This is a genomic window from Nocardioides soli (assembly GCF_014191495.1).
Taxonomy (GTDB): domain Bacteria; phylum Actinomycetota; class Actinomycetes; order Propionibacteriales; family Nocardioidaceae; genus Nocardioides; species Nocardioides soli.
On sequence record NZ_JACHWR010000003.1, the window covers coordinates 402717 to 428883 of the forward strand.

Here is a 26167-nt window from a genome sequence, read left to right on the forward strand (position 1 = left end):
GATGCGCTGCGCCGTCCTGGGGGACCCGATCGCCCACTCGCTCTCACCCGTCCTGCACCGGGCCGGGTACGCCGCCGCGGGCCTCGAGGACGCCAGCTACGACGCGGTCCGGGTCGACGAGGAGGGACTGAGTGGGTTCCTGGCCGGCCTCGACGCGGACTGGCGGGGGCTGTCGCTGACGATGCCGCTCAAGCGGGTCGCCCTCGAGCAGGCGCCGCGGGTGACCGACCGAGCCCGGCTCGCGAGCGGCGCCAACACCCTGCTGCTCGAGCGAGGCGTGCCGGTGCTCGCCGACAACACCGACCTGCCGGGTGCGGCGGCGGCCGTGCGGGAGCGGTACGACGGACCGGTCGCCACGGTGACCGTGCTCGGTGGGGGAGCCACCGCCGCCTCGACCGGGCTCGCGATGTGCGACCTCGGAGCGCGCCGGGTGCGGCTGCTGGCCCGCAGCGCGGATCGTGCGGCGGCCACCGCCACGGCGATCGCCGCACACCCGTCGGCCCCTGCGGTCGAGGTCGGCACCCTCGCCGACGGGAAGGTCGAGGGCGAGGTGGTGGTCTCCACCATTCCGGCGGCGGCGCAGGATCCGGCCCTGCTCGACCGCGCCGGTGACGTACCTGTGGTCTTCGAGGTGCTCTACGACCCGTGGCCGACGCCGCTCGCGGTCGCCGCGCACGGACGGGTGCTGGTCTCGGGGCTCGACCTGCTGGTGCACCAGGCGGTGCTCCAGTTCGAGATGTTCACCGGGGTGCCGGCGCCCCTGGCGGCGATGCGCGCGGCCGGCGAGGCGGAGCTCGCGGCGAGGCAGTCGGCATGAACACCGACGTCGTGGCCGCCGCGCTCGGCGCGGTCGTCTGCGGCGTGGCCGGCCTCGGCGTACCCGCCCTGATCTCGCGCATCCCCGAGCCCGCCTCGGCGGCGCCCGACGACCCCCCGCGCTACACCCCGGTGGCGGCTCGGCCGGGGTTGGCCTGGCGGGCGGCGCTGGTGTCCGCGGCCGCCGGCGGGCTGGTCGGCGCGTCGCTCGGCCTGGTCTGGCCGCTGCTCTACCTGCTGCCGCTGGTGCCGGTCGCGGTCGCGCTCGGAGTCGTGGACCTGCACACCCACCTGCTGCCGACCCGGGTCATCTGGCCGACGCTGGGTGCGACCGCTCTGCTGGCGGTCGTCGCGGCGCTGCTCGACGGCGACGGCGACGCCCTCGTGCGGGCCGCCGTCGGAGGCCTCGTCGTGTTCGTGTGCTTCCACGCGCTCTGGTGGGTCTACCCGGGGGGGATGGGGTACGGCGACGTCCGGCTGTCCGCGCTGGTCGGCTTCGCGCTGGGCTACCTGGGCTGGGCGGAGCTGGTGGTGGGTGTCTACGGCGCCTTCCTCGTGTTCGCCCTGCTCGGTGTGGCGCGGGCGCTGGTACGCCGCGACCGGGGTGCGTTGCGCACGCCGCTGCCGTTCGGCCCGTTCCTGCTGGTCGGGGCGCTCGGGGGCGTGACGCTCGGCGATCCGGTGTGGTCCCATCTCGTCGGTGGGTGACCGGCGTCGCTCGGCGTACCGACCGTGAAACACTGGCCCCATGCTGCGCTGGCTGACCGCGGGTGAGTCCCACGGCCCCTCCCTGGTCGCGATCCTGGAGGGGCTGCCCGCCCACGTCCGGGTGACCTCCGACGACATCGCCGACGCCCTCGCGCGGCGCCGGCTGGGCTACGGCCGCGGCGCGCGGATGAAGTTCGAGCGCGACGAGGTCACCTTCGTCGGCGGCGTGCGCCACGGCGAGACCCAGGGCGGCCCGGTCGCCCTCGAGGTCGGCAACACCGAGTGGCCCAAGTGGGAGAAGGTGATGTCGGCCGACCCGGTCGACCCCGCCGAGCTCGACGCGCTGGCCCGCAACGCGCCGCTCACCCGGCCGCGGCCGGGCCACGCCGACCTGGTCGGCATGCAGAAGTACGACTTCGACGACGCACGGCCGATCCTCGAGCGCGCCTCCGCGCGCGAGACCGCGGCCCGGGTCGCGCTCGGCCGGGTGGCCAGCAACTTCCTGGAGCAGGCCGTGGGCGCACGGGTCGTCTCGCACGTGATCGAGCTCGGCGGCGTCCGGGCGCCGGCGGGCGCCTGGCCGGCGGCGGACGACGTCGCCCGCCTCGACGACGACCCGGTGCGCTGCCTCGACGCCGACACCAGCAAGCTGATGGTCGAGCGCATCGACCAGGCGCACAAGGACGGCGACACCCTCGGTGGCGTCGTCGAGGTCGTCGTGCACGGCCTGCCGCCCGGCCTCGGCTCGCACGTGCACTGGGACCGCCGCCTCGACGCGCGGCTGGCCGGGGCGCTGATGGGCATCCAGGCGATCAAGGGCGTCGAGGTCGGCGACGGCTTCGAGCTGGCCGCGACGCCGGGCTCCCTCGCCCACGACGAGATCGTGCCGACCCCCGAGGGCATCCGCCGGGTCAGCGGCCGCTCCGGTGGCACCGAGGGCGGCATGACCACCGGCGAGATCCTCCGGGTCCGGGCCGCGATGAAGCCGATCGCCACCGTGCCGCGGGCGCTGCGCACCGTCGACGTCGCCACCGGCGAGGAGGCCGTCGCGCACCACCAGCGCTCCGACGTCTGCGCGGTCCCGGCCGCCGGCATCGTCGCCGAGGCGATGGTCGCGCTGGTGCTCGCCGAGGCGGTGCTGGAGAAGTTCGGCGGCGACTCGGTGGCCGAGACCCGACGCAACGCCGAGTCGTACCTCGACTCCCTGCGCTACCGATGAGCCGCGGATGATCGTGCTGATCGGCCCGATGGGCGCGGGCAAGACCACCATCGCCGGCCTGGTCGCCGAGCGACTCGGCATGACGGTGCGCGACACCGACCACGACGTCGAGGCCGCCGAGGGCCGACCGATCTCCGAGATCTTCGTCGACTCCGGTGAGGCCGCCTTCCGCGAGCTCGAGCGCACCGCGGTCGCGGCCGCGCTCGCCACCCACGAGGGCGTGCTCGCCGTCGGCGGCGGGGCGGTCCTCGACCCCGCGACCCGCGACCTGCTCGCCGGCCACGACGTGGTCTTCCTGCGGGTCGGGCTCTCGGAGTCCGTGAAGCGGGTCGGGCTCGGCACGTCGCGGCCGCTGCTGCTCGGCAACGTCCGCGGCCGGATCAAGGCACTCCTCGACGAGCGCACCCCGATCTACGAGTCGGTCGCGACGCTCGCGGTCGAGACCGACGGCCGGGCACCCGACGAGATCGCCGACGAGATCGTCACCGCGCTGGCGGCCACGGCATGAGCGCGGTGCGGCTGCCGGGCGGCGGTGCGTCAGCAACCGTTCGGGAGGGGTATTCGGTTGCCTGCTCACCGCGGCCCGGCGCGGCCGCGGCGCGGCGGTGCGTCAGCAACCGTTCGGGGGCGGCATTCGGTTGCCTGCTCACCGCCGCTCGGATCGGCGGTGACGCATGAGCGCCACGGTCATCCGGGTCGCCGGGCCCGCGCCGTACGACGTCGTCGTCGGCCACGCCGTGCTCGACCGGCTGCCGGGGCTGCTCGGCGACGGGGTGGCCCGGGTGGCGGTGATCCACCCGGCGAGCCTGCCCGCCGACCCGGTGCTGGCCGCGCTCGGCACGTCGTACGACGTGCTCGACCTGCCGCTGCCCGACGGCGAGGCGGCCAAGACCGCGACGGTGGCGGCGCAGTGCTGGGAGGCGCTGGGTGCCGCCGGCTTCACCCGCTCCGACGTCGTCGTCACCTACGGCGGCGGAGCGACCACCGACCTGGGCGGGTTCGTGGCCGCCACCTGTCTGCGCGGGGTGCGGGTCGTGCACGTGCCCACCACGCTGCTGGCGATGGTCGACGCGGCGGTGGGCGGCAAGACCGGCATCAACACCGGAGCCGGCAAGAACCTCGTCGGCTCCTTCCACGAGCCCGCCGGCGTGCTGTGCGACCTCGCGACGCTCGCCACGCTGCCGCGGCCCGAGCTGGTCGCGGGTCTCGGGGAGGTCGTCAAGTGCGGCTTCATCGCCGACCCCGCGATCCTCGAGATCGTCGAGGCGACCGACCCGGCCGACCTGACCGCCGACTCCCCGCAGCTGCGCGAGCTGGTCGAGCGGGCGATCCGGGTCAAGGCCGAGGTGGTCGCGGCCGACCTGAAGGAGACCGGCGGCGTCGACGGGCACCCCGGCCGCGAGGTGCTCAACTACGGGCACACGCTCGCCCACGCCATCGAGCGCAGCGAGGACTACGCGATCCGGCACGGGGAGGCCGTCGCGATCGGCTGCGTGTTCGTCGCCGAGGTCGCCGCCCGGGCCGGGCTGCTGGACCCCGACCTCGTCGAGCGGCACCGCGCGGCGTTCGGGCGGGTCGGGCTGCCCACGACGTACGACGGCGCGTCGTTCGACACGCTGCACGCGCACATGGCGGTCGACAAGAAGGCCCGCGGCAACCAGCTCCGGCTGGTGGTGCTCCACGACCTCGCGCGCCCCGCTGTACTCGCCGGCCCCGACCGCGAGCTGCTGCGGGCGGCGTACGCCGCGGTCGGGGGTGGCTCGTGACGAAGGCGCTGGTCCTCAACGGACCCAACCTCGGCCGGCTCGGCCGCCGGCAGCCGGAGATCTACGGCAGCACCACCCACGCGGAGCTCGCGGAGCTGTGCGTCGGGTGGGGGCGTGAGCTCGGCCTCGACGTCGAGGTGCGCCAGACGAACCACGAGGGCGAGATGCTCGACTGGCTCAACGCCGCCGCCGACGACGCCACCCCGGTCGTGCTCAACGCCGCCGCCTGGACCCACTACTCGTACGCCATCTACGACGCCTGCGCCCAGCTCGTCGCCCCGCTGGTGGAGGTGCACATCTCGAACCCGCACCAGCGCCCCGAGGAGTTCCGGCACACCTCCGTGGTCACGCCGTACGCCATCGAGGTGATCGCCGGCCACGGCATCGACGGCTACCGCCTGGCCCTGGAGCGCCTCGCCCGACGTTGAGTCGTACCTTCCGACCACATGAGTCGGGAGTTCCGGCCGGCGCGGTGTCCAGAACTCCCAACTCAACCGTCAGCACTCCCGACTGAACCGGGGGAACCGGGGGTGGGGTGGGCGCGTCCGACTCCTCATGGACCGCTCCTCCGTCACCGTCAGCATCCGCACCCTCCTGATCGCCCTGCTGGTGGCCGTGGCCCTGGTCGCGGCGTACCTGCTCGGCGGCTCGGACGATCCGCCGGCGCACGCGGCCGACGACGGGGCGACGGGATCGACGGCGGGGGAGCAGGCCCGCCTGCTGACCATGACCGGGAAGGGCGAGGCGAGCGCGGTGCCCGACCAGCTGTCCTTCGCCCTGGCGGTCAACGTCACCCGGCCCGACCTCGCCGACGCGCTCGACGCCGCGAACGCCTCGATGGCGCGGGTCCTCGGCGCACTCGCCGAGCAGGGTGTCGCGAAGGGCGACGTGCAGACCACCGGCCTGTCGATGGACCCGGTGTACGACTACCACGCCTCCGGTCCGCCGACACTGCGCGGCTACCGGGTCGCCCAGCGGGCGCGGGTGCTGGTGGACGAGCTCAAGAGGGGCGGTGCCGCGGTGAGCGCGGCGGTCGCGGCCGGGGGCAACGACGTACGCGTCTCCGATCTGCGCCTGCTGGTCGGCGACACCGACGAGGTGATGGCGCAGGCACGGGCGGCGGCTGTCGAGGAGGCGCGGACCAAGGCGGAGCAGTACGCCGCGGCGTCCGGCCAGACGCTCGGCGACGTCGTGACGGTGCGGGAGGTGCGGGCGCGGCCGCTGGCGACTCCGGTCGCCGCACTCGCCGACCTCTCGGCGTACCGGGTCTCGCAGGTGCCGATCCGCGCCGGGCGCGACGAGGCGGCGGTGACCGTCCGGATCGTCTGGGAGCTCTCGTAGCGGATTGCTCCCGGCGCCCGGCCAGCCGATAGACTCATGCGCTGGTGCCCCAGTGGTCACCCACGAACCCACCCGACGTACGAAGGCTGACACCTGCGCATGGCAACGACGAACGACCTCAAGAACGGCATGGTTCTCAACATCGACGGCCAGCTCTGGTCCGTCGTGGAGTTCCAGCACGTGAAGCCGGGCAAGGGCCCCGCCTTCGTGCGCACCAAGCTGAAGAACGTCGAGTCCAACAAGACCGTCGACAAGACCTTCAACGCCGGCACCAAGGTCGAGACCGCCACCGTCGACCGGCGCACGATGCAGTACCTCTACAACGACGGCGCGTCGTACGTCTTCATGGACGTCCAGTCCTACGACCAGCTGGAGGTCGCGCCCGAGATCGTCGGTGACGCGAAGAACTTCCTGCTCGAGAACCAGGAGGCGATCGTCGCCACCAACGAGGGCCGGGTCCTCTTCATCGAGATGCCCGCCTCCGTCGAGCTGGTGATCACCTTCACCGAGCCCGGCCTCGCCGGTGACTCCGCCACCGGCCGCACCAAGCCGGCCACGCTGGAGACCGGCCACGAGATCCAGGTGCCGCTGTTCATCAACCAGGGCGAGAAGGTCAAGGTCGACACCCGCGACTCGTCCTACCTGGGCCGCGTCAAGTCCTGATGGCCGCACGCACCAAGGCGCGCAAGCGCGCCCTCGACGTCCTCTTCGCCGCCGACCTGCGAGGCGAGTCGGCGACCGAGGCGCTCGACCGCGCCATCGCGGAGGGCGAGGGCCCGACCAACGAGTACACCGCCGTCCTGGTGCGCGGCGTGGAGGAGCACCGGGCCCGCATCGACGAGGTCCTCGGGCAGTACGCCGAGGGCTGGACGCTGCAGCGGATGCCGGCGGTCGACCGCAACGTGCTGCGCCTGGGCGTCTGGGAGCTGCTGTACGCCGACGACGTCCCCGACCCGGTGGCGATCAGCGAAGCGATGACGCTGGTCACCGAGCTGTCGACCGACGAGTCGCCGGTCTTCGTCAACGGCGTGCTCGGGAGCGTGCTGCGCGACAAGGCGTCGTTGGTCTGAGCCCCGCGCGGGTTTCGGCTGCTGACCGCCGGAACCCGCACGACACGCCGCGTCGCGCCGGCGTGTCGTGCGGGAATCGGCTGCTGACAGCCGAAACCCCGAGGCGCCTTGACGCCCCCGCGATGCTGGGAGCATGACTCAGCACGAGGTGGACCTGGTCGTCATTGGTACCGGCCCGGGCGGTGAGGCTCTCGCCGCGGGTGCCGCGAAGGCGGGGCTCGAGGTGGTGGCGGTCGATCGGCACCTCGTCGGCGGGGAGTGTCCCTACTACGGCTGCGTCCCCACCAAGATGATGGTGCGCGGCAGCGACACCGTCGCCGAGGTGCGGCGGGCGCCGCAGGTCGCCGGCGAGGCGAGCATCGCGCCGGCGTGGTCGGTCGTGCACCGGCGCATCGACGAGGACGCCACCACCCACTGGGACGACACCATCGCGGTCGACCGCCTCCGTGACACCGGCGCGACCGTGCACCACGGTGTCGGCCGCCTGACCGGTCCGAAGCAGGTCACGGTCGCGCTCGCGGACGGCGGGACCGTCGCGTACGCCGCGCGCCGTGGGGTCGTGCTGAACCCCGGCACCCGGCCGGCGGTGCCGCCGGTGGAGGGGCTCGCGGACACGCCGTACTGGACCAACCGCGACGCCGTCCGGCTCGCCGAGCTGCCGGGCAGCCTGGTCGTGGTCGGCGGCGGCCCGATCGGCTGCGAGCTGGCCCAGGTGTTCGCCCGCTTCGGGGTGCGGGTCACCGTCGTCCAGCACGGCTCCCGCCTGCTCGAGGTCAACGAGCCCGAGGCGAGCGAGCTGCTCGAGAAGGTCTTCGCCGAGGAGGGCATCCGGGTGCTGACCTCCGTGGACCTCACCCGCGCGGCGTACGCCGACGGCGCGTTCACCCTCGACCTCAGCAACGGCGAGCACCTGACCGCCGACAAGGTGCTGGTCGCCGCGGGCCGCACGCCCAACCTCGACGATCTCGGACTTGACACCGTCGGCCTCGACCCGGGCAGCCGCACGCTCGACGTCGACGAGTGGTGTCGGGTCCAGGACGGCCTCTGGGCGATCGGTGACGTGACCGGCAAGGGGGCCTTCACCCACGTCTCGATGTACCAGTCCGCGGTCGCGCTGCGCGACGTCGTGGGGGAGCAGGGGGCGCCGGCGCGCTACCACGCGGTCCCGCACACGACGTTCACCGACCCGGAGGTCGGCGGTGTCGGGATGACCGAGCAGCGGGCCCGGGACGCGGGCCTGTCGGTGCGGACGGGAATCACCAAGTTGGAGGAGTCCTCGCGCGGTTTCATGCACGGCCCGGGTGGGCACGGCCTGATCAAGGTCGTCGAGGACGCCGACCGCGGGGTCCTGGTCGGAGCGACGGCGATGGGTCCCGCGGGCGGCGAGATCCTCGGCTTCCTGGCCGTCGCGGTGCACGCGGAGGTCCCCGTCGACACGCTCAGGACCATGATCTATGCCTACCCGACCTTCCATCGCGCGATCGAGACCGCACTGGCCGACCTCGACTAGGCCGACCTCGACTAGGCCGACCTCGACCTGCCCGCCCCGGAGCGCGCCGTGAGCGTGGGCCAGCGGGCCCGCGCGGCCCACGAGAGCGACTGGGTCGACCGCATCGCGCGGGTCGGGTTGGTCGCGTACGCCGTCGTCTACCTGCTGATCGCGTGGCTGTCCGTCCAGCTCGCCTTCGGCGACCGCGAGGGGAAGCCCTCCAGCAGCGGTGCGTTCCGCGAGCTGGCCCAGCAGCCCCTGGGCGGCGTCCTGATCTGGGTCGTCGCGGTGGGCATGTTCCTGCTCGCCGCCTGGCAGCTGATCGAGGCCGCCGTCGGCCACCGCGACGAGGAGGACGGCAAGCGCACCGTCAAGCGCCTGGTCTCGGCCGGCAAGGCCGTCGTCTACGTGATCATCGGGGCCAGCGGTGTCAAGGTCGCGATCGGATCCGGCTCGTCCGGGCAGGGGGAGGAGACGTGGACCGCGAGGTTGATGAGCGTGCCGGCCGGCCAGGTCCTCGTCGGGCTGGTGGCGCTGGCGATCTTCGGCTTCGGCGTCGTGCAGGTCTACCGCGCCTGGACGGAGAAGTTCGCCGACAAGCTCGACGCCGAGGGCCGCAGCGGCAAGACCGGCACGGCGTACCTCACCTTCGGCAAGATCGGGTACACCGCCCGCGGCGTCGCGTTCGCGATCGTCGGCGGGCTCTTCGGGTACGCCGCGATCACCCACGACGCGAAGAAGTCCGGCGGTCTCGACCAGGCGCTCTTCGAGGTGCTGGACCAGCCGTTCGGCCCGGCGCTGCTCTGCGTGATCGGGGTGGGGCTGGCCTGCTTCGGGCTGTTCACGCTGGCCCAGGCCCGGCATCTGTCCCGCTAGCTCGCCCGCTAGCTCGCCCGCTAGCTCGCTGCCCGAGCGTGTGACCCCGGGGGATTGGGGGAAGACGTGCCTGTGCAGGAGCGTCCCGCCGATCGAGGAGGAACGATGTCGCAGGAAGCATGGGGCTCCGGGGGCGCGCGCCGCGACGCCCTGCAGGACGTGGCCGGCGACCCGCTCACCGACCCGCTGCCGGCCTCTCGTCCGACGATCCGCCCGGTGACCCGCCCGGTGACCCGGCCGACGACGCCGCCGCCCGCCGGCCCGCCGCCGGCGCACCGGGCGCCGATGGACCCGCCGGAGGCCCGGGAGGGCGAGGAGCCGGGGCTGCGGCGCTTCATGTCGGCCACCGACTTCCTCGACCGGCGCGACTCCGCGCAGGATCTCGGCCCGGCGACCTGGGGCTGGCGGGGTAGGACCCGTCGCTGGACCGGCGGCCTGGTGAACCCGCGGATGGGCGCGGACGAGCGCTCGTACGTCGAGGACCGGCGGACGATCCAGCGCGACTTCGACGGCCCGCGCACGATCGCGTTCATCAACCCCAAGGGCGGCGCGGCCAAGACGACCGGGGTGCTGGCCGCCGGCTTCACGTTCGGCACCGTGCGCGGCGGTGGGGTCGTCGCCTGGGACAACAACGAGACCCGCGGCACCCTGGGCATGCGCGGCACCCGCAGCACGCACCGCAACACGACGCGGGAGCTGCTGGAGGACCTCGAGCGCTTCACCGACGTCTACCAGTCGCGCATCGGCGACCTCGGCGCGTTCGTGCGCTCCCAGGGCGACGCGCACTTCGACGTGCTCGCCTCCGACGAGCGGCCCGACGTGACCGGCACGATCCGGGCCCGGGACTTCGACGCGGTCCACCAGCTGCTCGAGCGCTTCTACCGGGTGATCCTGGTCGACACCGGCAACAACATGCGCGCCGAGAACTGGCTCGCCGCCGCCGGCGCCGCCGACCTGCTCGTGGTCACCTCGACGGTGCGCGAGGACACCGGCTACAGCGGGCTGTGGATGCTCGACGCCCTGCAGGACGCCGGCTACGAGGACCTCAAGCACAAGACGGTGACGGTGCTCTCCGACCCGTCCGCGACCGTGGACGCCAAGCTCGCCGCCGACCTGGTCGACGTCTACGAGCAGCGCACCCGGGGCGTCTACCGGGTTCCCTACGACCCGGCCCTGGTCGCCGGCTCGGTGGTGCCGTATCCGCAGCTGTCCCGGGGCACCCGCCGGGAGTGGCTCAGGGCGTGCGCGGGGATGGCCGCCGCGCTCTAGCATGACGCCATGACGACGCTCGAGGCGCAGCCGACGAGGAAGGCTCGCGCGGACCGCCGGGACGGCGACCTGGTCTGGGACGGCGACCGGTGGCGTCGTTGGGACGGCAAGAAGCTGCGGGCGGCGGCGTACTCCCTCCAGCCGAACCTGCTTCGATCTCCGGACTCGCCGAGCACCTGGCGATCGCTCGACCGCGAACAGCTCGAGCATGGGCTCGCGTTGGCCGTCGAGCAGGAGATCCTCCACAACGGTGCCACCCTCGTGCACCACGGCCCGACCGGACCGGTGCTCGCCTACCGACGCCCGGTGAACCATCTCCTGCACGCCATCGCGACCGTGGTGACCTTCGGCATCTGGGCGTTCGTCTGGCTGTTGGCGGTCCTGGACCGCCGGGAGGACCGGATCCTGCTCCGGATCGACGAGGGCGGCCACGTCTGGGCGACTCGAGGCGGCACCGCCTGACCCTCCGGGCATGGAATCGGGCCTGCATGGGTTACTGGTCGACATGCGAGCAGTCGTCTACCGCGAGACCGGTCCGTCGTCCGTCCTCCAACTGGTCGAGCGTGATCGCCCGGAGCCAGGCGCGGGGGAGGTGCGGGTCCGCGTGGTCCGGGCCGGCGTGAACCCGACCGACTGGAAGTTCCGGGCCGGCATGATGAGCGGGTACGACGAGGTGACGCCCGGCCAGGACGGTGCGGGCGTCGTCGACGCGGTCGGTGCCGGAGTCACCGGGCTGGCGGTGGGCGACCGGGTGTGGCTGGTGCTCGCCCAGCACGGCCGGGCGCACGGCACGGCCGCCGAGTACACCGTGCAGCCGGCCGAGCACGTCGTACCGCTGCCCGACGGCGCCGACTTCGACCTGGGCGCGAGCATCGGCGTGCCCGCCGTCACCGCGCACCGGGCGCTGACCGGGTCGGAGTTCGGGCCCGCGCGGCTCGGCCCGGGGGCACTCGAGGGTCGCGTCGTCCTGGTGGCCGGGGGAGCGGGAGCGGTCGGCAACGCCGCGATCCAGCTGGCCCGGTGGTCGGGCGCGACCGTGATCTCGACCGTCAGCAGCGACGAGAAGGGCGCGCTGGCGGTGGCCGCGGGGGCGCACCACACGGTGAACTACACCGTCGGCGACCCGGCCGCGGCGATCTCGGCCGTGGCGCCCGACGGCGTGGACATCGCGGTCGAGGTCGCCCCGGCGCAGAACATCACGCTCGATCTCGACGTCGTCAAGGTGCACGGGCTGGTGTCGATCTACGCCAACAACGGCGGTGACGAGATGACCATGCCGCTGCGCGCGGCGTTCGGGAAGAACCTGCGCTTGCAGTTCCTCATCCTCTACACGCTCGACGCAGGCCTGCTCCGGGCCGCGGTCGACGACGTCCGGGCGGCCGTGGCGGCCGGTGCCCTGCGCGTCGGTGCCGACGCCGGCCTGCCGCTGCACCACTACCCGCTGGCCGAGACCGCCGCGGCGCACGACGCGGTCGAGGGCGGCGTGGTCGGCAAGGTGCTGATCGACGTCTCCGACTGAGCGACTCCGACTGAGCGACCCGTCCCATCCCGCGGGAAACACCCGCGCCGGGTGCGAGATCGCGCGGTGCGCGCGGTAGGGTGACACCCGATTCGACATCCTTTAACGAGCCGTCCCGTGAGGCGGAGAAGGAGGTCCGAGGCTCTTGCCTGCGCCCCCAGAGACCCAACGCGTCGTCCTCGACGCCGGTGACATCCAGCGGGCGTTGACCCGCATCTCCCACGAGATCCTCGAGCGCAACAAGGGCGCCGACGATCTCGTCCTCCTCGGCATCCCGAGCCGCGGCGTACCTCTCGCGAGGCGGATCGCCGAGCGGATCGCCGCCGTCGAGGGGTACGACGTGCCGGTCGGGTCGCTCGACGTGACCATGTACCGCGACGACCTGCGGATGAAGCCCGCCCGCGCGCTGCTGCCGACGGAGATCCCGCCGGAGGGCATCGACGACCGCACCGTGGTGCTGGTGGACGACGTGCTGTTCTCCGGCCGCACCATCCGGGCGGCGTTGGACGCGCTCAACGACATCGGCCGGCCGAAGGCGGTCCGGCTCGCGGTGCTGGTCGACCGCGGCCACCGCGAGCTGCCGATCCGTGCCGACTTCGTGGGCAAGAACCTGCCGACCTCGCTGGTGGAGCGGGTGAAGGTCACCCTCGCGGACGTCGACGACGCCGACGCCGTGACGATCCAGACCACGGGTCAGGAGGTGCCGGCGTGAAGCGGCACCTGCTCAGCGCCGCCGACCTGAGCCGGGCCGACGCCGAACTGATCCTGAGCACCGCCGCCGAGCTCCGCGAGCTCGCGGACCGGCCGATCAAGAAGCTGCCCGCGCTGCGCGGCCGCACGGTGGTCAACCTCTTCTTCGAGGACTCCACCCGCACCCGCATCTCGTTCGAGGCCGCGGCCAAGCGGCTCTCCGCCGACGTGATCAACTTCGCCGCCAAGGGCTCGAGCCTGTCCAAGGGCGAGAGCCTCAAGGACACCGCGCTGACGCTCGAGGCGATGGGTGCCGACGCGGTCGTCGTGCGCCACGGCGCCAGCGGGGCCCCGCACCGGCTCGCGCACTCGGGCTGGGTCCGCTCCAGCGTCGTCAACGGGGGTGACGGCACCCACGAGCACCCGACGCAGGCGCTGCTCGACGCGTTCACGATGAGCCGACACCTGGGGCAGGGCCAGGCCCGGAGCCTCGACGGACGGCGGATCGTGATCGTCGGCGACGTGCTGCACAGCCGGGTGGCGCGCTCGAACGCGCTGCTGCTGCACACGCTCGGCGCCGAGGTCACCCTGGTCGCGCCGCCCACCCTGCTGCCGGTCGGCGTCGGGACCTGGCCGGTCGAGGTCTCCTACGACCTCGACGCGGCGCTCCCGAAGGCCGACGCCGTGATGATGCTGCGGGTCCAGCGGGAGCGGATGCACGGCGGGTTCTTCCCGACCGCGCGCGAGTACTCCCGCCGCTACGGCCTCGACGGCAAGCGGATGGCGACGCTCCAGGACCACACGATCGTGATGCACCCGGGTCCGATGGTCCGGGGCATGGAGATCACCGCGGACGTCGCCGACAGCGACCGGTCCGTCATCGTCGAGCAGGTCACCAACGGCGTCGCCGTGCGGATGGCCGTCCTGTACCTGCTGCTGGGCGGCAGCACCCCCGCCGTCGGAGGAGAAGAGTGAGCGAGCGGAGCGAGCTCATCGATCAATACAGCGCGCCATGTGCCTCATGCGCGCACGGAGCGAAGCGAGTACGTGCATGAGCGAGTACCTGATCAAGAACGTCGCGGTCCTCGGCGGTACGCCGACCGACCTCCTGCTCCGCGACGGCGTCATCGCCGACCCGGCTGACGCCCCGGCGGACGCCGAGGTGATCGACGCGAGCGGCCTGATCGCGCTGCCCGGCCTGGTCGACCTGCACACCCATCTGCGCGAGCCGGGTCGTGAGGACGCCGAGACCGTCGAGACCGGCACCCGGGCCGCGGCCCTGGGCGGCTTCACGGCCGTGCACGCGATGGCGAACACCGAGCCGGTCGCCGACACGGCCGGTGTCGTCGAGCAGGTCTGGCGGCTGGGCCGCGAGGCGGGCTACTGCGATGTCTACCCGGTCGGCGCGGTCACGGTCGGCCTCGACGGCGAGCGGCTCGCCGAGCTGGGCGCGATGGCCGACTCGGCCGCCCGCGTGCGGGTCTTCTCCGACGACGGCAGGTGCGTGAGCGACGCGGTGCTGATGCGCCGCGCGCTGGAGTACGTCAAGGCCTTCGACGGCGTCGTCGCCCAGCACGCGCAGGAGCCGCGGCTGACCGTGGACGCCCAGATGAACGAGGGCGAGCTCTCCGGCCGGCTCGGGCTCGCCGGCTGGCCCGCGGTCGCCGAGGAGGCGATCATCGCCCGCGACGTGCTGCTGGCCCAGCACGTCGGCTCCCGGCTGCACGTCTGCCACGTCTCGACCAGCGGCTCGGTCGAGCTGATCCGCTGGGCCAAGGGCAAGGGCGTCGACGTGACGGCCGAGGCCTGCCCCCACCACCTGCTGCTCACCGACGAGCTCGCCGCGACGTACGACCCGATCTACAAGGTCAACCCGCCGCTGCGCTCGGCCGCCGACGTCGCCGCGCTGCAGGAGGGCCTGGCCGACGGCACCATCGACATCGTCGCGACCGACCACGCCCCGCACCCGCACGAGGACAAGGACTGCGAGTGGGCGGCCGCGGCGTTCGGGATGCTCGGGCTCGAGACGGCGCTGTCGATCGTGCAGCAGACCATGGTCGACCCCGGTCGCCTCGACTGGGCCGGCGTCGCCGAGCGGATGTCCTACGCCCCGGCCCGTATCGGCCGGGTCTCCGACCGGCACGGCCGGCCGGTCCAGGTGGGCGAGCCCGCCAACGTGGTGCTCTACGACCCCGGCGCCCGCCGCACCATCGAGCCGTCGGAGTCGGCCAGCCTGAGCCGCAACACGCCGTACCGCGGCATGGAGCTGCCGGGCCGGGTGGTCGCGACGTTCCTGCGCGGCAAGGCGACCGTGCTCGACGGGAAGCTCGCATGAGCGCGGTGATCGTCCGGGCAGCGGTGAGCAGGCAACCGTTCACGGTCGGCGTTCGGTTGCTGGCTCACCGCCGCACCGCGTCGGTGCCGGGCAGCGGTGAGCAGGCAACCGTTCAGGGTCGGGGTTCGGTTGCTGGCTCACCGCCGCCCCGCCCCGCCCAGGGCGTCGAGAGGGAGCTGGCATGAGCGGCGCGATCCTCGTCCTCGAGGACGGCCGCACCTTCCGGGGCGAGTCCTACGGCGCCGCGGGGGAGACCTTCGGCGAGGCGGTCTTCAACACCGGCATGACCGGCTACCAGGAGACGCTGACCGACCCGTCGTACCACCGCCAGGTCGTGGTGATGACCGCGCCGCACATCGGCAACACCGGCGTCAACGACGAGGACCCGGAGAGCCGACGCATCTGGGTGGCCGGGTACGTCGTGCGCGACCCCGCCCGGCGGGTCTCCAACTGGCGCGCGACCCGGTCGCTCGACGACGAGCTGCGCGGCCAGGGCGTGGTCGGCATCTCCGGCATCGACACCCGGGCGCTGACCCGGCACCTGCGCGAGCGGGGCGCGATGCGGGTCGGCATCTCCTCGACCGAGACCGACCCGGCGGCGCTGCTCGACCGGGTGCGTGCGTCGGGCGAGATGGCCGGCTCCGAGCTCGCCTCCGAGGTCTCGACGGGGGAGGCGTACGTCGTGCCCGCGATCGGACCGAAGCGGCTGACGGTCGCCGCGCTGGACCTCGGCATCAAGTCGATGACGCCGCACCGGCTGGCCGAGCGCGGCGTCGAGGTGCACGTGCTGCCCGCGACGGCGACGCTCGAGGAGATCACGGCGGTGAACCCCGACGGGCTCTTCTACTCCAACGGCCCCGGCGACCCCGCCGCGACCACCCACCAGGTCGAGGTGCTGCAGGGCGCGCTGGCCGAGGGGATCCCGTACTTCGGGATCTGCTTCGGCAACCAGCTCTTCGGTCGGGCCCTGGGCTTCGGCACCTACAAGCTCAAGTACGGCCACCGCGGCATCAACCAGCCCGTGCTGGACCGCACGACCGGCAAGACCGAGGTGACCGCGCACAACCACGGCTTCGCGGTCGATGCCCCGCTCGACGGGTCCACGACCACGCCGTACGGCGAGGCGAGCGTCAGCCACGTCTGCCTCAACGACGACGTGGTCGAGGGCCTCGAGCTCCGCGACGGGTCCGGGCGGCTCAAGGGCTTCTCGGTCCAGTACCACCCCGAGGCCGCCGCCGGACCGCACGACGCGGCGTACCTCTTCGACCGGTTCGTGGAGCTGCTGGGTGGTTTCGAGACAGGCGCTAGCGCGCCTTCCTCAACCACCGAACCGGTGGTTGAGGTGCGAGGAGCGCAAGCGACGAGCCTCGAAACCACCACAGACGGGAAGGACGCCTGATGCCGAAGCGCGAGGACATCAAGTCGGTCATGGTGATCGGCTCCGGGCCGATCATCATCGGCCAGGCGTGCGAGTTCGACTACTCGGGCACCCAGGCCTGCCGGGTGCTCAAGGATGAGGGCATCCGGGTCGTCCTGGTGAACTCCAACCCGGCCACGATCATGACCGACCCCGAGTTTGCCGACGCGACGTACGTCGAGCCGATCACGCCGGAGTTCGTCGAGAAGGTGATCGCCCAGGAGCGTCCCGACGCGCTGCTGCCGACGCTCGGCGGCCAGACCGCGCTCAACGCCGCGATCGCGCTGCACGAACGCGGCGTGCTCGAGAAGTACGGCGTCGAGATGATCGGCGCGAGCTTCGAGGCGATCCATCGCGGCGAGAACCGCGAGCTCTTCAACGCGATCGTCGAGAAGGTCGGCGGCGAGGTCGCCCGCAGCTTCGTGTGCCACTCGCTCGACGACTGCGAGAAGGCCGTCGCCGAGCTCGGCTACCCGGTCGTGGTGCGCCCGTCGTTCACCATGGGCGGCACCGGCTCCGGCATCGCCTACGACGAGGGCGACCTGGCCCGCATCGCCGGCGCCGGCCTCGCCGCCAGCCCGACCACCGAGGTGCTGATCGAGGAGTCGATCATCGGGTGGAAGGAGTACGAGCTGGAGGTGATGCGCGACCAGGCCGACAACGTCGTCATCATCTGCTCGATCGAGAACCTCGACCCGATGGGCGTGCACACCGGCGACTCGATCACCGTCGCACCGGCGATGACCCTCACCGACCGCGAGTACCAGCATCTGCGCGACCTGGCGATCGGCATCATCCGCGAGGTCGGCGTCGACACCGGCGGCTGCAACATCCAGTACGCCGTCAACCCGCGCGACGGCCGGGTGATCGTGATCGAGATGAACCCCCGGGTGTCGCGGTCCTCCGCGCTCGCCTCCAAGGCGACCGGCTTCCCGATCGCCAAGATCGCGGCCAAGGTGGCGATCGGCTACACGCTCGACGAGATCCCCAACGACATCACGACCCGCGACGACGGGCAGAGCACGCCGGCGGCATTCGAGCCCACGCTCGACTACGTCGTGGTCAAGGTGCCGCGGTTCGCGTTCGAGAAGTTCCCGGGCGCGGACCCGACGCTGACCACGCACATGAAGTCGGTCGGCGAGGCGATGGCGATCGGCCGCAACTTCACCGAGGCGCTGCAGAAGGCCCTGCGCTCCCTGGAGAGCAAGGACGCGCTGTTCGACTGGCACCAGGAGTGGGTCGAGCTCGACAAGACCGCGCTGCTGGAGCAGATCCGCACGCCCCACGACGGTCGGCTCAAGCGGGTGATGGACGCGATCCGGGCCGGGGCGACGCCCGAGGAGATCTTCGATGCGACCGGGATCGACCCGTGGTTCGTCGACCAGCTGATGCTGATCAACGAGGTCGCCGCCGAGGTCACCGCCGCGCCCGAGCTCACGCCCGCGCTGCTGCGCAAGGCCAAGCGGCACGGCTTCTCCGACGTCCAGATCGGCAAGATCCGCGGCATGGCGGCCGACGTCGTGCGCGGGGTCCGGCACGCGCTGGGCATCCGGCCGGTCTACAAGACCGTCGACACCTGCGCGGCCGAGTTCGCCGCGGCCACGCCGTACCACTACTCCTCCTACGACGAGGAGACCGAGGTCGCGCCGCGGGAGCGGCCGGCCGTGATCATCCTCGGCTCCGGGCCCAACCGGATCGGCCAGGGCATCGAGTTCGACTACTCGTGCGTGCACGCGAGCCTGGCGCTCTCGCACAGCAAGGGCGGGTCGGGCTACGAGACCGTGATGGTCAACTGCAACCCCGAGACTGTCTCGACCGACTACGACACCTCCGACCGGCTCTACTTCGAGCCGCTCACCCTGGAGGACGTGCTCGAGATCGTCCACGCCGAGGAGCAGGCCGGCCCGGTCGCGGGCGTGATCTGCCAGCTCGGCGGCCAGACCCCGCTCGGGCTCGCGCAGGCGCTCAAGGACAACGGCGTCACGGTCGTCGGCACCCAGCCCGAGGCGATCCACCTCGCCGAGGAGCGCGGCGCCTTCGGCCGCGTGCTGGCGGACGCCGGCCTGCCGGCGCCCAAGCACGGCATGGCGACGTCGTACGCCGACGCGCAGCGGATCGCCGCCGGGATCGGCTACCCGGTGCTGGTGCGCCCGTCGTACGTCCTCGGCGGCCGCGGCATGGAGATCGTGTACGACGACGCCGCGCTCGAGGGCTACATCGAGCGCGCCACCGAGATCAGCCCGGAGCACCCGGTGCTGGTCGACCGGTTCATCGACGACGCGGTCGAGATCGACGTCGACGCGCTCTACGACGGCGAGGAGCTCTTCCTCGGCGGCGTGATGGAGCACATCGAGGAGGCCGGCATCCACTCCGGCGACTCCTCGTGTGCGCTGCCGCCGATCACCCTGGGCGACAGCGAGATCAGCCGGATCCGTGAGGCGACCGAGGGGATCGCGCGCGGGGTCGGGGTACGCGGGCTGCTCAACATCCAGTTCGCGCTCGGGTCGGACGTGCTGTACGTCCTGGAGGCCAACCCGCGTGCGTCGCGCACGGTGCCGTTCGTGTCGAAGGCGACCGCGACGCCGCTGGCGAAGGCCGCGGCCCGGGTGATGATGGGGGAGTCGATCGCGTCGCTGCGCGCCGCCGGGGTGCTGCCTGCGGCCGGCGACGGCGGCACGCTGCCGCCCGACCAGCCGATCGCGGTCAAGGAGGCCGTGATGCCGTTCAACCGGTTCCGGACCCCCGACGGCAGGCAGGTCGACACCGTCCTCGGGCCCGAAATGAAGTCGACGGGTGAGGTGATGGGCTTCGACGCCGACTTCGGTACGGCGTTCGCGAAGGCCCAGGCCGGCGCGTTCGGACCGCTCCCGACCAGCGGCAAGGTCTTCGTGAGCATGGCGAACCGCGACAAGCGGCACATGATCTTCCCGATCAAGGTGCTCGCCGACCACGGCTTCGAGATCCTCGCGACCCAGGGCACCGCCGAGGTGCTCCGGCGCAACGGCGTCCAGGCAGCGATCGTCCGCAAGCACTACGAGGGCGAGGGGCCGGCCGGCGAGCCGACGACCGTGCAGATGATCCTGGACGGCGACATCGACCTGGTGATCAACACTCCCAACGGCTCGGCCAGCGGCTCGTCCTCCCGGGCCGACGGCTACGAGATCCGTACGGCGTCGGTCGTCGCCAACATCCCGTGCATCACCACGGTCCAGGGTCTCGGTGCCGCGGTGCAGGGCATCGAGGCGGTGCGGCGGGGCGAGATCGGCGTGCGCTCGCTCCAGGACTGGGCACGCCGATGACGTACCGACTCCTCTTCGACCACGCGCTGACCCGCACCGACCCCGAGCGCGCCCACCACACGGCGTTCCGGGCGATCCGGGCCGCGCGACCGGTCACCGCACTTCGACCTACGCCGGGGGAGCCGGTGCGTGCGCTCGGCCTGACCTTCCCCAACCTCCTGGGCCTGGCCGCCGGCTTCGACAAGAACGCCGTCGGCATCGACGGCCTGGCCGCGCTCGGCTTCGGGCACGTCGAGATCGGCACGGTGACCGGGGAGGGGCAGCCCGGCAACCCGAAGCCGCGGCTGTTCCGGCTGCCCGGCGACCGCGCGGTCGTGAACCGGATGGGCTTCAACAACGACGGTGCCGAGGTGGTCGCCGCCCGGCTGGCGGCCCGCGGCCGCCGCCGCGCCGGCTCGGGGGGAGGCCCCGTCCTGGGCGTGAACATCGGCAAGACCAAGGTGGTGCCCGACGACGACCAGGTCGCGGTTGAGGCCGACTACGGCAAGAGCACGAGGCTGCTGGCCCCGCACGCCGACTACCTGGTGGTCAACGTCAGCTCGCCCAACACGCCCGGCCTGCGCAACCTCCAGGCGGTCGAGAAGCTCCAGCCCCTGCTCGAGCACGTGCGCCGCACCGCCGACCAGGTCACCGCGAAGCGGGTGCCGATGCTGGTCAAGATCGCGCCCGACCTGGCCGACGACGACGTGCTCGCGGTCGCCGACATGGCGCTCGCGATCGGCCTCGACGGCATCATCGCCACCAACACCACGATCTCCCGCGCGGACCTGCGCACGCCCGCCGCCGAGGTCGAGCGGGTCGGTGCTGGCGGGCTGTCAGGCCGGCCGCTCACCGAGCGCTCGCTCGACGTGCTGCGCCTGCTGCGCGACCGGGTCGGCCCGGACCTGACGCTGATCGGCGTCGGCGGCATCACCACGGTCGCCGACGCGCGGGCCCGGCTCGACGCCGGGGCGACCCTGCTGCAGGGCTACACGGCGTTCATCTACGAAGGCCCGCTATGGCCGCGCCGGATCGTCCGAGGTGTGGCGGGGTGAGCACCCCGAGCGGCTCACCAGACGTGACGGTAGCCGTCGGCCATCCGCTTCAGGGCGGCGGCCGTCATCGGGCGCAGCTCGTCGTGACGGGAGGCGGCCGCGTGCACCTTCCACATCACGCTGATGTAGCCGACGAGCGGGAGCCGGAGCGGCGCCGTGGTGAGCGTCGCGAAGACCGGTGTCCGGCCCTCGGTGCTGATGAGCCCGTGGGGGGTGAGCAGGTCGATCCACGTGCTGACCGTCACCACGGCCCACCAGACGTAGCGGCCGTGCACGACGTCCCGGTTCGAGAAGTGCCCCAGCTCATGCCCGAGCAGCGCGAGCCGGCCCGGCCAGTCCAACGCCGCCCACAGCGGGGCGCCCACGACCAGACGGCGCTCGCGGAGCCCGCGTCGGCCCGCGAACGCGTTGATGTCCTCGGAGACGGCGACGTACGTCGGCGGCTGGGTGCCCAGCGCCTGCGCCACCTCGGCGAGCAGCGCCGTGAACGTCGGTGCGGCCTCCCCATCGACCTCGTGCAGCACCTCGTCCGAGCGCCTCGGGAGGAGCAGGGCCACCATCGGCAGCAGCGGCAGGACGCCGAGCGCCCGCTGCACCCAGTTGTCGCCCAGCAGCAGGAGCGCGCCGCCCGCGACGAGCAGGCAGAGCAGGGCGGCGTACACCGCCGTCGCCATCAGGTACGACGCGACCCGCGCCACCCGGCGGGCACGTCCGCCGGTCCCGACCAGCCGATCGACCAGGCGCCGGTCGAGCTCGGACCCGATGCGGGCGTCGACGCGATCGCGGAACGAGTTGCCATCCACGCGCCGCATCGTAGGTTCGGCAGTGCCGTCTCCGGTGCCGAAGAGAGGAACTGACATGACCTTCGGATCTCGCCTCCACGCCGCCCAGGCCGACCGCGGGCCGTTCTGCGTCGGCATCGACCCGCACGCCGCCCTGCTGCGCGAGTGGGGGCTCGACGACGACGTCGCGGGGCTGGAGCGGTTCGCGCTGGGCGCCGTCGAGGCGGTCGCGCCCTACGCCTCGGTCGTCAAGCCGCAGTCGGCCTTCTACGAGCGGTTCGGCAGCCGGGGCATCGCGGTGCTCGAGCGGGTGATCGCGGAGTCCCGCGCGGCGGGGGCGCTCGTGCTGCTCGACGTCAAGCGCGGCGACATCGGCTCGACCAGCCAGGCGTACGCCGACGCGTACCTCGACCCGAGCTCCCCGCTGGCGGTGGACGCGATCACGGTGAGCCCGTTCCTCGGCTTCGGCTCGCTCACCCCGGTCCTCGACACGGCGCGCACCCACGACGCCGGTGTGTTCGTGCTCGCGCTGACCTCGAACGTGGAGGGCCCCGAGGTGCAGCACGCTCGCACCGACGACGGTCGCACGGTGGCCGGTCGGGTCCTCGACCAGCTGCGCGAGCTCAACGAGGGCGCCGCGCCGCTCGGCTCGTTCGGCGCGGTGGTCGGGGCCACGATCGGGTCGACCGACGAGGACCTCGCCTTCAACGGCCCGATCCTGGCGCCGGGCTACGGCGCCCAGGGCGGCACGGCCGCCGACGTACGCCGCCTGTTCGGCAAGGCCGCCGCCGTGCTGCCGAGCTCCTCCCGCGAGGTGCTGCGGGCCGGCCCCGACCCCGCCGCGATGCGGGACCTCGTCCGCAGCACCAACGACGAGCTGCGGGGGTGAGGGGACTCCTCGCACTCGCCCTCGCGGCCGCCCTGCTCATCGGCTGCGGGTCGGACCAGGACGCCTACTGCGACGCGGTCGCCGACCACCAGGAGGAGCTCAGCGAGACCCTCGGCGCCGGACACCCCGACGCCCTGCTCCGCGCGCTCGACGTCCTCCGCGACCTCACGGACGAGGCACCGTCGGACATCGCCGACGAGTGGCAGCAGGTCGTCGGCAGCATCGAGGGCCTCCGGCATGCGCTCGACGACGCCGGGGTCGACGCCTCGACGTACGACCCCGCGAAGCCGCCACCCGGCCTCACGAAGGCGCAGCAGCGGGCGATCGCGGATGCGGCCGGCCGCGTGGGCAGTGCGGAGACCGTGCAGGCGCTGCAGGAGCTCGACCAGCAGGCGCGCGACGTCTGCCACACCCCGCTGACGCTCTGAGGATCCGCGCTGAGTCCGGACCACGGTCAGGCGACCCGAGCGCGACACGCCGGTCCGCCACGGCGTGTCGCGCTCGCCTTCCCTGACCGCCCCGCGCGGGCTCGGCGTGTCGTGCTCGTTTCCCCGGGCAGCCGGGGAAACGAGGAACTCCAACCCACCAGTGTCGTGCGTCGGAAGTTGTGGCACGGTTGGCGTGCTCAGGGTGCGTGCGCTGCCAGGCGCCGGAGCGCAGCCATACCCGCTCGTCTCGCAAGCGACGGCAACGCAGCAGAGTGCATGCCGTGGGTGCGCGAAGCGCACCAGAACTTCTGACGCACGGCACTAGACCCCGATTGCTGCCCGCGGACGGTTCTGACTAGATTGAGCCACCTGCCGCCCAGCGGCAGCGCACCGACCACCGACTCAGAAGGACCACGCTCGTGGCTCTGCCTCCCCTCACTCCCGAACAGCGCCAGGCGGCTCTCGACAAGGCCGCCGCATCCCGGAGGGAGCGGGCCGAGGTCAAGAACCGGCTGAAGAACTCGGGTGCCTCGATCTCCGAGGTCATCGAGGAGGGCCAGCGCAACGAGGTCATCGGCAAGATGAAGGTCGTCGACCTCCTCCAGTCGATGCCGGGGCTCGGCAAGGTCCGCGCCCGCCAGCTCATGGAGCGCCTCGGCATCGCCGAGAGTCGCCGGGTCCGCGGGCTGGGCACCAAGCAGGTCGCGGCGCTCGAAAAGGAGTTCGCCTCGCGTGACTGACGAGGCGCCCGGCGACGCGGGCCGTTCGCGGCTCGTGGTGCTCGCCGGACCCACCGCCGTCGGCAAGGGCACCGTCGCCGCCGACGTACGCCGCCGCCACCCGGAGGTCTGGCTCTCGGTCTCGGCGACGACGCGCGCGCCGCGGCCGGGGGAGCAGGACGGCGTGCACTACTGGTTCGTCGACGATGTCCGGTTCGACGAGATGATCGAGCGCGGCGAGCTGCTGGAGTGGGCCGTGGTCCACAAGGCCGCGCGCTACGGCACCCCCCGGCAGCCGGTCGAGGAGGCGCTCGCCGCCGGGCGGCCCGCCATGCTCGAGATCGATCTCCAGGGGGCCCGACAGGTCCGGGAGACGATGCCGGACGCGCTGTTCGTCTTCCTCAAGCCGCCGTCGTGGGAGGAGCTCGTACGCCGGCTCGTCGGGCGCGGCACGGAGACCGAGGAGGAGCGCGAGCGTCGGCTCGAGACCGCCCGGGAGGAGCTGGCCGCCGAAGCCGAGTTCGACGTGAGCATCGTCAACCACGAAGTTCACGCTGCCGCGGAGGAGTTGGTAGCCTTGATGACGCAATCCCCAACAGATCTGTGAGGCTTTAGCGTGTCTGCCCCCACCATCGCCGCCGAGGGTGTCACCAACCCCTCGATCGACGACCTGCTCTCCAAGACCGACAGCAAGTACAAGCTGGTCCTCTTCAGCGCCAAGCGCGCCCGGCAGATCAACGCCTACTACTCGCAGCTCGGCGAGGGCCTGCTCGAGTACGTCGGCCCGCTCGTGGACACCCACGTGCAGGAGAAGCCGCTCTCGATCGCGCTGCGCGAGATCAACGACGACCTGCTGATCTGCGAGGACATCGACCCCGCCGAGCTCGCCGCGGAGGAGGCCGCCAAGGCCGCCGCCGCTGATGCGGACCAGGCGAGCGAGTGATCCGCCCGGTCCGATGACCGAGGCCCACGCCCACGACACGGCCGTCTCCTCCGGGGGGCGGCCTCGTGTCGTTCTCGGGGTGTCCGGCGGCATCGCGGCGTACAAGGCCGCCGAGCTGCTGCGCCGGTTCACCGAGTCGGGCCACGACGTGACCGTGGTGCCGACCGCCGCGGCCCTGGAGTTCGTGGGCGCCCCGACCTGGGCGGCGCTGTCCGGCAAGCCGGTCGCCACCGACGTGTGGACCGGTGTCCACGAGGTCCCGCACGTGCGGATCGGCCAGGAGGCCGATCTCGTCGTGATCGCTCCGGCCACCGCCGACCTGCTGGCCAAGGCCACGCACGGGCAGGCCGACGACCTGCTGACGAGCACGCTGCTCACCGCGCGCTGTCCGGTCGTCTTCGCCCCGGCGATGCACACCGAGATGTGGGAGCACCCCGCCACCCGCGCCAACGTCGCCACGCTGCGCGAGCGCGGCGTCCTGGTGATCGAGCCGGCCGAGGGCCGGCTCACCGGCAAGGACACCGGCAAGGGCCGGCTGCCCGAGCCCGACGAGATCTTCGAGGTCTGTCGCGAGGTGCTGACCCGCGGTACGACGACCCCCGACCTGGCCGGCCGCCGCGTCGTCGTCTCCGCCGGCGGCACCCGTGAGTACCTCGACCCGGTGCGCTTCCTCGGCAACCGGTCCTCCGGACTGCAGGGCCACGCGCTCGCCAGGGCCGCGGCCGCGCGCGGCGCCGAGGTGACCCTGATCGCCGCCAACGTGACGCTGCCCGACCCCGCCGGGGTCAAGGTGGTCCGCGTCGAGACGACCGCCCAGCTGCGCGAGGAGGTCGTGGCGGCGGCCGCGTCGGCCGACTCGGTGGTGATGGCGGCGGCGCCGGCGGACTTCCGGCCGGTCTCGGTCAGCGACGCGAAGATCAAGCGGGCCGCCGACGGGTCCGCGCCCCCGATCGAGCTGACCCAGAACCCCGACATCCTCCACGAGATCAGTACCGAGCGGGCCCGCACCGGCCAGGTGATCGTGGGCTTCGCGGCCGAGACCGGCGACGACACCGGATCGGTGCTCGACCTCGCGCGGGCCAAGCTCGCCCGCAAGGGCTGCGACCTGCTCGTGGTCAACGACGTCACCGGGGGAGCGGTGTTCGGCAGCCCCGACAACGAGGCGGTCGTGCTGGGCGCCGACGGCTCCGCGGTCGAGGTGCCGCGCGGCTCCAAGTCCGCGCTCGCCCACGTGATCTGGGATCAGGTCGCCGCTCGGCTCTCCTGAGCCGCTGAGACTCCCCGTCCGACATGTGGTACGCCGGTTAAGGTGTGCCGGAAGCGCAACACACAGCTAGGAGCAGTAGTGACCGGACGTCTCTTCACCTCTGAGTCGGTGACCGAGGGCCACCCCGACAACGAGGCGGTCGTGCTGGGCGCCGACGGCTCCGCGGTCGAGGTGCCGCGCGGCTCCAAGTCCGCGCTCGCCCACGTGATCTGGGATCAGGTCGCCGCTCGGCTCTCCTGAGCCGCTGAGACTCCCCGTCCGACATGTGGTACGCCGGTTAAGGTGTGCCGG

28 protein-coding genes are annotated in these 26167 nt (G+C 72.7%); 27 read left to right on the forward strand and 1 reads right to left on the reverse strand.

Translation table 11 applies throughout. The features are described from left to right. The first annotated feature begins 1 nt into the window (after position 1). The 20 genes from FHU40_RS20775 to FHU40_RS20870 all read left to right on the forward strand — a co-directional run bounded on the left by FHU40_RS20775 (position 2) and on the right by FHU40_RS20870 (position 20848). Positions 2–817 carry a shikimate dehydrogenase gene (locus FHU40_RS20775; protein ID WP_183594258.1) on the forward strand — a complete coding sequence of 272 codons (816 nt, stop codon included), beginning with the start codon at positions 2–4 and terminating at the stop codon, positions 815–817. Continuing rightward, positions 814–1524 (forward strand): prepilin peptidase, encoded by a 711-nt coding sequence (locus FHU40_RS20780; protein ID WP_183594259.1) that lies wholly within the window; start codon positions 814–816, stop codon positions 1522–1524. The genes FHU40_RS20775 and FHU40_RS20780 overlap by 4 nt, the downstream gene beginning before the upstream one ends. Before the next feature lie 40 nt (positions 1525–1564). Further along, positions 1565–2743, forward strand: a complete 1179-nt coding sequence (gene aroC, locus FHU40_RS20785; protein WP_183594260.1) for a chorismate synthase — start codon at positions 1565–1567, stop codon at positions 2741–2743. 7 nt (positions 2744–2750) lie between these two features. After that, positions 2751–3251, forward strand: a complete 501-nt coding sequence (locus FHU40_RS20790; RefSeq protein ID WP_246391238.1) for a shikimate kinase — start codon at positions 2751–2753, stop codon at positions 3249–3251. A gap of 166 nt (positions 3252–3417) precedes the next feature. Further along, positions 3418–4509 carry a 3-dehydroquinate synthase gene (gene aroB / locus FHU40_RS20795; protein ID WP_183594261.1) on the forward strand — a complete coding sequence of 364 codons (1092 nt, stop codon included), beginning with the start codon at positions 3418–3420 and terminating at the stop codon, positions 4507–4509. Next, positions 4506–4937: a type II 3-dehydroquinate dehydratase gene (locus FHU40_RS20800; RefSeq protein WP_183594262.1), complete on the forward strand. Its 432-nt coding sequence runs from the start codon at positions 4506–4508 to the stop codon at positions 4935–4937. Before aroB ends, FHU40_RS20800 begins: the two co-directional genes overlap by 4 nt. Positions 4938–5064: 127 nt before the next feature. Then, complete coding sequence (locus FHU40_RS20805; protein WP_183594263.1) at positions 5065–5850, forward strand: SIMPL domain-containing protein; 786 nt, start codon at positions 5065–5067, stop codon at positions 5848–5850. 99 nt (positions 5851–5949) lie between these two features. Further along, complete coding sequence (gene efp / locus FHU40_RS20810; RefSeq protein WP_183594264.1) at positions 5950–6513, forward strand: elongation factor P; 564 nt, start codon at positions 5950–5952, stop codon at positions 6511–6513. Beyond that, positions 6513–6920, forward strand: a complete 408-nt coding sequence (gene nusB, locus FHU40_RS20815) for a transcription antitermination factor NusB (RefSeq protein ID WP_183594265.1) — start codon at positions 6513–6515, stop codon at positions 6918–6920. Before efp ends, nusB begins: the two co-directional genes overlap by 1 nt. Before the next feature lie 133 nt (positions 6921–7053). Continuing rightward, positions 7054–8430: a dihydrolipoyl dehydrogenase family protein gene (locus FHU40_RS20820; protein ID WP_183594266.1), complete on the forward strand. Its 1377-nt coding sequence runs from the start codon at positions 7054–7056 to the stop codon at positions 8428–8430. A 48-nt stretch (positions 8431–8478) separates the two neighbouring features. After that, on the forward strand, positions 8479–9285 hold the full coding sequence (locus tag FHU40_RS20825) for a DUF1206 domain-containing protein (RefSeq protein ID WP_183594267.1): 807 nt from the start codon (positions 8479–8481) through the stop codon (positions 9283–9285). A 105-nt stretch (positions 9286–9390) separates the two neighbouring features. Beyond that, positions 9391–10554 carry a MinD/ParA family ATP-binding protein gene (locus tag FHU40_RS20830; RefSeq protein ID WP_183594268.1) on the forward strand — a complete coding sequence of 388 codons (1164 nt, stop codon included), beginning with the start codon at positions 9391–9393 and terminating at the stop codon, positions 10552–10554. A 9-nt stretch (positions 10555–10563) separates the two neighbouring features. After that, positions 10564–11016, forward strand: a complete 453-nt coding sequence (locus FHU40_RS20835) for a hypothetical protein (RefSeq protein ID WP_183594269.1) — start codon at positions 10564–10566, stop codon at positions 11014–11016. A gap of 43 nt (positions 11017–11059) precedes the next feature. Then, positions 11060–12073, forward strand: coding sequence for an NADPH:quinone reductase (locus FHU40_RS20840; RefSeq protein ID WP_183594270.1), 1014 nt, complete (start codon positions 11060–11062; stop codon positions 12071–12073). Positions 12074–12218: 145 nt separating this feature from the next. After that, on the forward strand, positions 12219–12785 hold the full coding sequence (pyrR, locus tag FHU40_RS20845) for a bifunctional pyr operon transcriptional regulator/uracil phosphoribosyltransferase PyrR (RefSeq protein WP_183594271.1): 567 nt from the start codon (positions 12219–12221) through the stop codon (positions 12783–12785). After that, entirely contained in the window at positions 12782–13738 is a 957-nt protein-coding gene (locus FHU40_RS20850) for an aspartate carbamoyltransferase catalytic subunit (protein ID WP_183594272.1), read from the forward strand. The genes pyrR and FHU40_RS20850 overlap by 4 nt, the downstream gene beginning before the upstream one ends. A 76-nt stretch (positions 13739–13814) precedes the next feature. After that, entirely contained in the window at positions 13815–15098 is a 1284-nt protein-coding gene (locus FHU40_RS20855; protein WP_183594273.1) for a dihydroorotase, read from the forward strand. 181 nt (positions 15099–15279) lie between these two features. Next, positions 15280–16497: a glutamine-hydrolyzing carbamoyl-phosphate synthase small subunit gene (carA, locus tag FHU40_RS20860; RefSeq protein WP_183594274.1), complete on the forward strand. Its 1218-nt coding sequence runs from the start codon at positions 15280–15282 to the stop codon at positions 16495–16497. After that, positions 16497–19814 (forward strand): carbamoyl-phosphate synthase large subunit, encoded by a 3318-nt coding sequence (gene carB / locus FHU40_RS20865; RefSeq protein ID WP_183594275.1) that lies wholly within the window; start codon positions 16497–16499, stop codon positions 19812–19814. Before carA ends, carB begins: the two co-directional genes overlap by 1 nt. Next, positions 19811–20848 (forward strand): quinone-dependent dihydroorotate dehydrogenase, encoded by a 1038-nt coding sequence (locus FHU40_RS20870; RefSeq protein ID WP_183594276.1) that lies wholly within the window; start codon positions 19811–19813, stop codon positions 20846–20848. Before carB ends, FHU40_RS20870 begins: the two co-directional genes overlap by 4 nt. 14 nt (positions 20849–20862) lie before the next feature. On the opposite strand, the gene FHU40_RS20875 is transcribed toward FHU40_RS20870, so the two are convergent. Beyond that, a complete protein-coding gene (locus FHU40_RS20875) occupies positions 20863–21651 on the reverse strand; it encodes a M48 family metalloprotease (RefSeq protein ID WP_183594277.1) in 789 nt (262 codons plus the stop codon). Between the two features lie 55 nt (positions 21652–21706). Here FHU40_RS20875 and pyrF point away from each other — a divergent pair, with 55 nt between their 5' ends. From pyrF to FHU40_RS20910, 7 genes are all read left to right on the forward strand, one after another. After that, a complete protein-coding gene (pyrF, locus tag FHU40_RS20880) occupies positions 21707–22519 on the forward strand; it encodes an orotidine-5'-phosphate decarboxylase (protein WP_183594278.1) in 813 nt (270 codons plus the stop codon). Further along, a complete protein-coding gene (locus FHU40_RS20885) occupies positions 22516–22947 on the forward strand; it encodes a hypothetical protein (RefSeq protein WP_183594279.1) in 432 nt (143 codons plus the stop codon). The genes pyrF and FHU40_RS20885 overlap by 4 nt, the downstream gene beginning before the upstream one ends. A 419-nt stretch (positions 22948–23366) precedes the next feature. Further along, complete coding sequence (gene mihF, locus FHU40_RS20890; protein ID WP_183594280.1) at positions 23367–23687, forward strand: integration host factor, actinobacterial type; 321 nt, start codon at positions 23367–23369, stop codon at positions 23685–23687. Continuing rightward, the gene (gene gmk / locus FHU40_RS20895) at positions 23680–24273 is read left to right on the forward strand and encodes a guanylate kinase (RefSeq protein WP_183594281.1); all 594 of its coding nucleotides are present in this window, start codon (positions 23680–23682) and stop codon (positions 24271–24273) included. Before mihF ends, gmk begins: the two co-directional genes overlap by 8 nt. Positions 24274–24282: 9 nt before the next feature. Beyond that, positions 24283–24609 carry a DNA-directed RNA polymerase subunit omega gene (rpoZ, locus tag FHU40_RS20900; RefSeq protein WP_183594282.1) on the forward strand — a complete coding sequence of 109 codons (327 nt, stop codon included), beginning with the start codon at positions 24283–24285 and terminating at the stop codon, positions 24607–24609. A 13-nt stretch (positions 24610–24622) separates the two neighbouring features. Continuing rightward, positions 24623–25876 carry a bifunctional phosphopantothenoylcysteine decarboxylase/phosphopantothenate--cysteine ligase CoaBC gene (gene coaBC, locus FHU40_RS20905; RefSeq protein ID WP_183594283.1) on the forward strand — a complete coding sequence of 418 codons (1254 nt, stop codon included), beginning with the start codon at positions 24623–24625 and terminating at the stop codon, positions 25874–25876. Positions 25877–25954: 78 nt separating this feature from the next. Continuing rightward, positions 25955–26116, forward strand: a complete 162-nt coding sequence (locus FHU40_RS20910; RefSeq protein ID WP_221200089.1) for a hypothetical protein — start codon at positions 25955–25957, stop codon at positions 26114–26116. Positions 26117–26167: the final 51 nt, after the last annotated feature.

What these genes read in the sequence shown, in the direction of transcription:
- efp (WP_183594264.1), top strand. Translation starts at nt 5,950, where the DNA reads ATGGCAACGACGAACGACCTCAAGAACGGCATGGTTCTCAACATCGAC.
- aroB (WP_183594261.1), top strand. Translation starts at nt 3,418, where the DNA reads ATGAGCGCCACGGTCATCCGGGTCGCCGGGCCCGCGCCGTACGACGTC.
- FHU40_RS20780 (WP_183594259.1), top strand. Translation starts at nt 814, where the DNA reads ATGAACACCGACGTCGTGGCCGCCGCGCTCGGCGCGGTCGTCTGCGGC.
- FHU40_RS20820 (WP_183594266.1), top strand. Translation starts at nt 7,054, where the DNA reads ATGACTCAGCACGAGGTGGACCTGGTCGTCATTGGTACCGGCCCGGGC.
- pyrF (WP_183594278.1), top strand. Translation starts at nt 21,707, where the DNA reads ATGACCTTCGGATCTCGCCTCCACGCCGCCCAGGCCGACCGCGGGCCG.
- FHU40_RS20805 (WP_183594263.1), top strand. Translation starts at nt 5,065, where the DNA reads ATGGACCGCTCCTCCGTCACCGTCAGCATCCGCACCCTCCTGATCGCC.
- FHU40_RS20870 (WP_183594276.1), top strand. Translation starts at nt 19,811, where the DNA reads ATGACGTACCGACTCCTCTTCGACCACGCGCTGACCCGCACCGACCCC.
- carA (WP_183594274.1), top strand. Translation starts at nt 15,280, where the DNA reads ATGAGCGGCGCGATCCTCGTCCTCGAGGACGGCCGCACCTTCCGGGGC.
- carB (WP_183594275.1), top strand. Translation starts at nt 16,497, where the DNA reads ATGCCGAAGCGCGAGGACATCAAGTCGGTCATGGTGATCGGCTCCGGG.
- aroC (WP_183594260.1), top strand. Translation starts at nt 1,565, where the DNA reads ATGCTGCGCTGGCTGACCGCGGGTGAGTCCCACGGCCCCTCCCTGGTC.
- FHU40_RS20775 (WP_183594258.1), top strand. Translation starts at nt 2, where the DNA reads ATGCGCTGCGCCGTCCTGGGGGACCCGATCGCCCACTCGCTCTCACCC.
- coaBC (WP_183594283.1), top strand. Translation starts at nt 24,623, where the DNA reads ATGACCGAGGCCCACGCCCACGACACGGCCGTCTCCTCCGGGGGGCGG.
- FHU40_RS20840 (WP_183594270.1), top strand. Translation starts at nt 11,060, where the DNA reads ATGCGAGCAGTCGTCTACCGCGAGACCGGTCCGTCGTCCGTCCTCCAA.
- FHU40_RS20790 (WP_246391238.1), top strand. Translation starts at nt 2,751, where the DNA reads ATGATCGTGCTGATCGGCCCGATGGGCGCGGGCAAGACCACCATCGCC.
- FHU40_RS20835 (WP_183594269.1), top strand. Translation starts at nt 10,564, where the DNA reads ATGACGACGCTCGAGGCGCAGCCGACGAGGAAGGCTCGCGCGGACCGC.
- nusB (WP_183594265.1), top strand. Translation starts at nt 6,513, where the DNA reads ATGGCCGCACGCACCAAGGCGCGCAAGCGCGCCCTCGACGTCCTCTTC.
- FHU40_RS20830 (WP_183594268.1), top strand. Translation starts at nt 9,391, where the DNA reads ATGTCGCAGGAAGCATGGGGCTCCGGGGGCGCGCGCCGCGACGCCCTG.
- FHU40_RS20855 (WP_183594273.1), top strand. Translation starts at nt 13,815, where the DNA reads ATGAGCGAGTACCTGATCAAGAACGTCGCGGTCCTCGGCGGTACGCCG.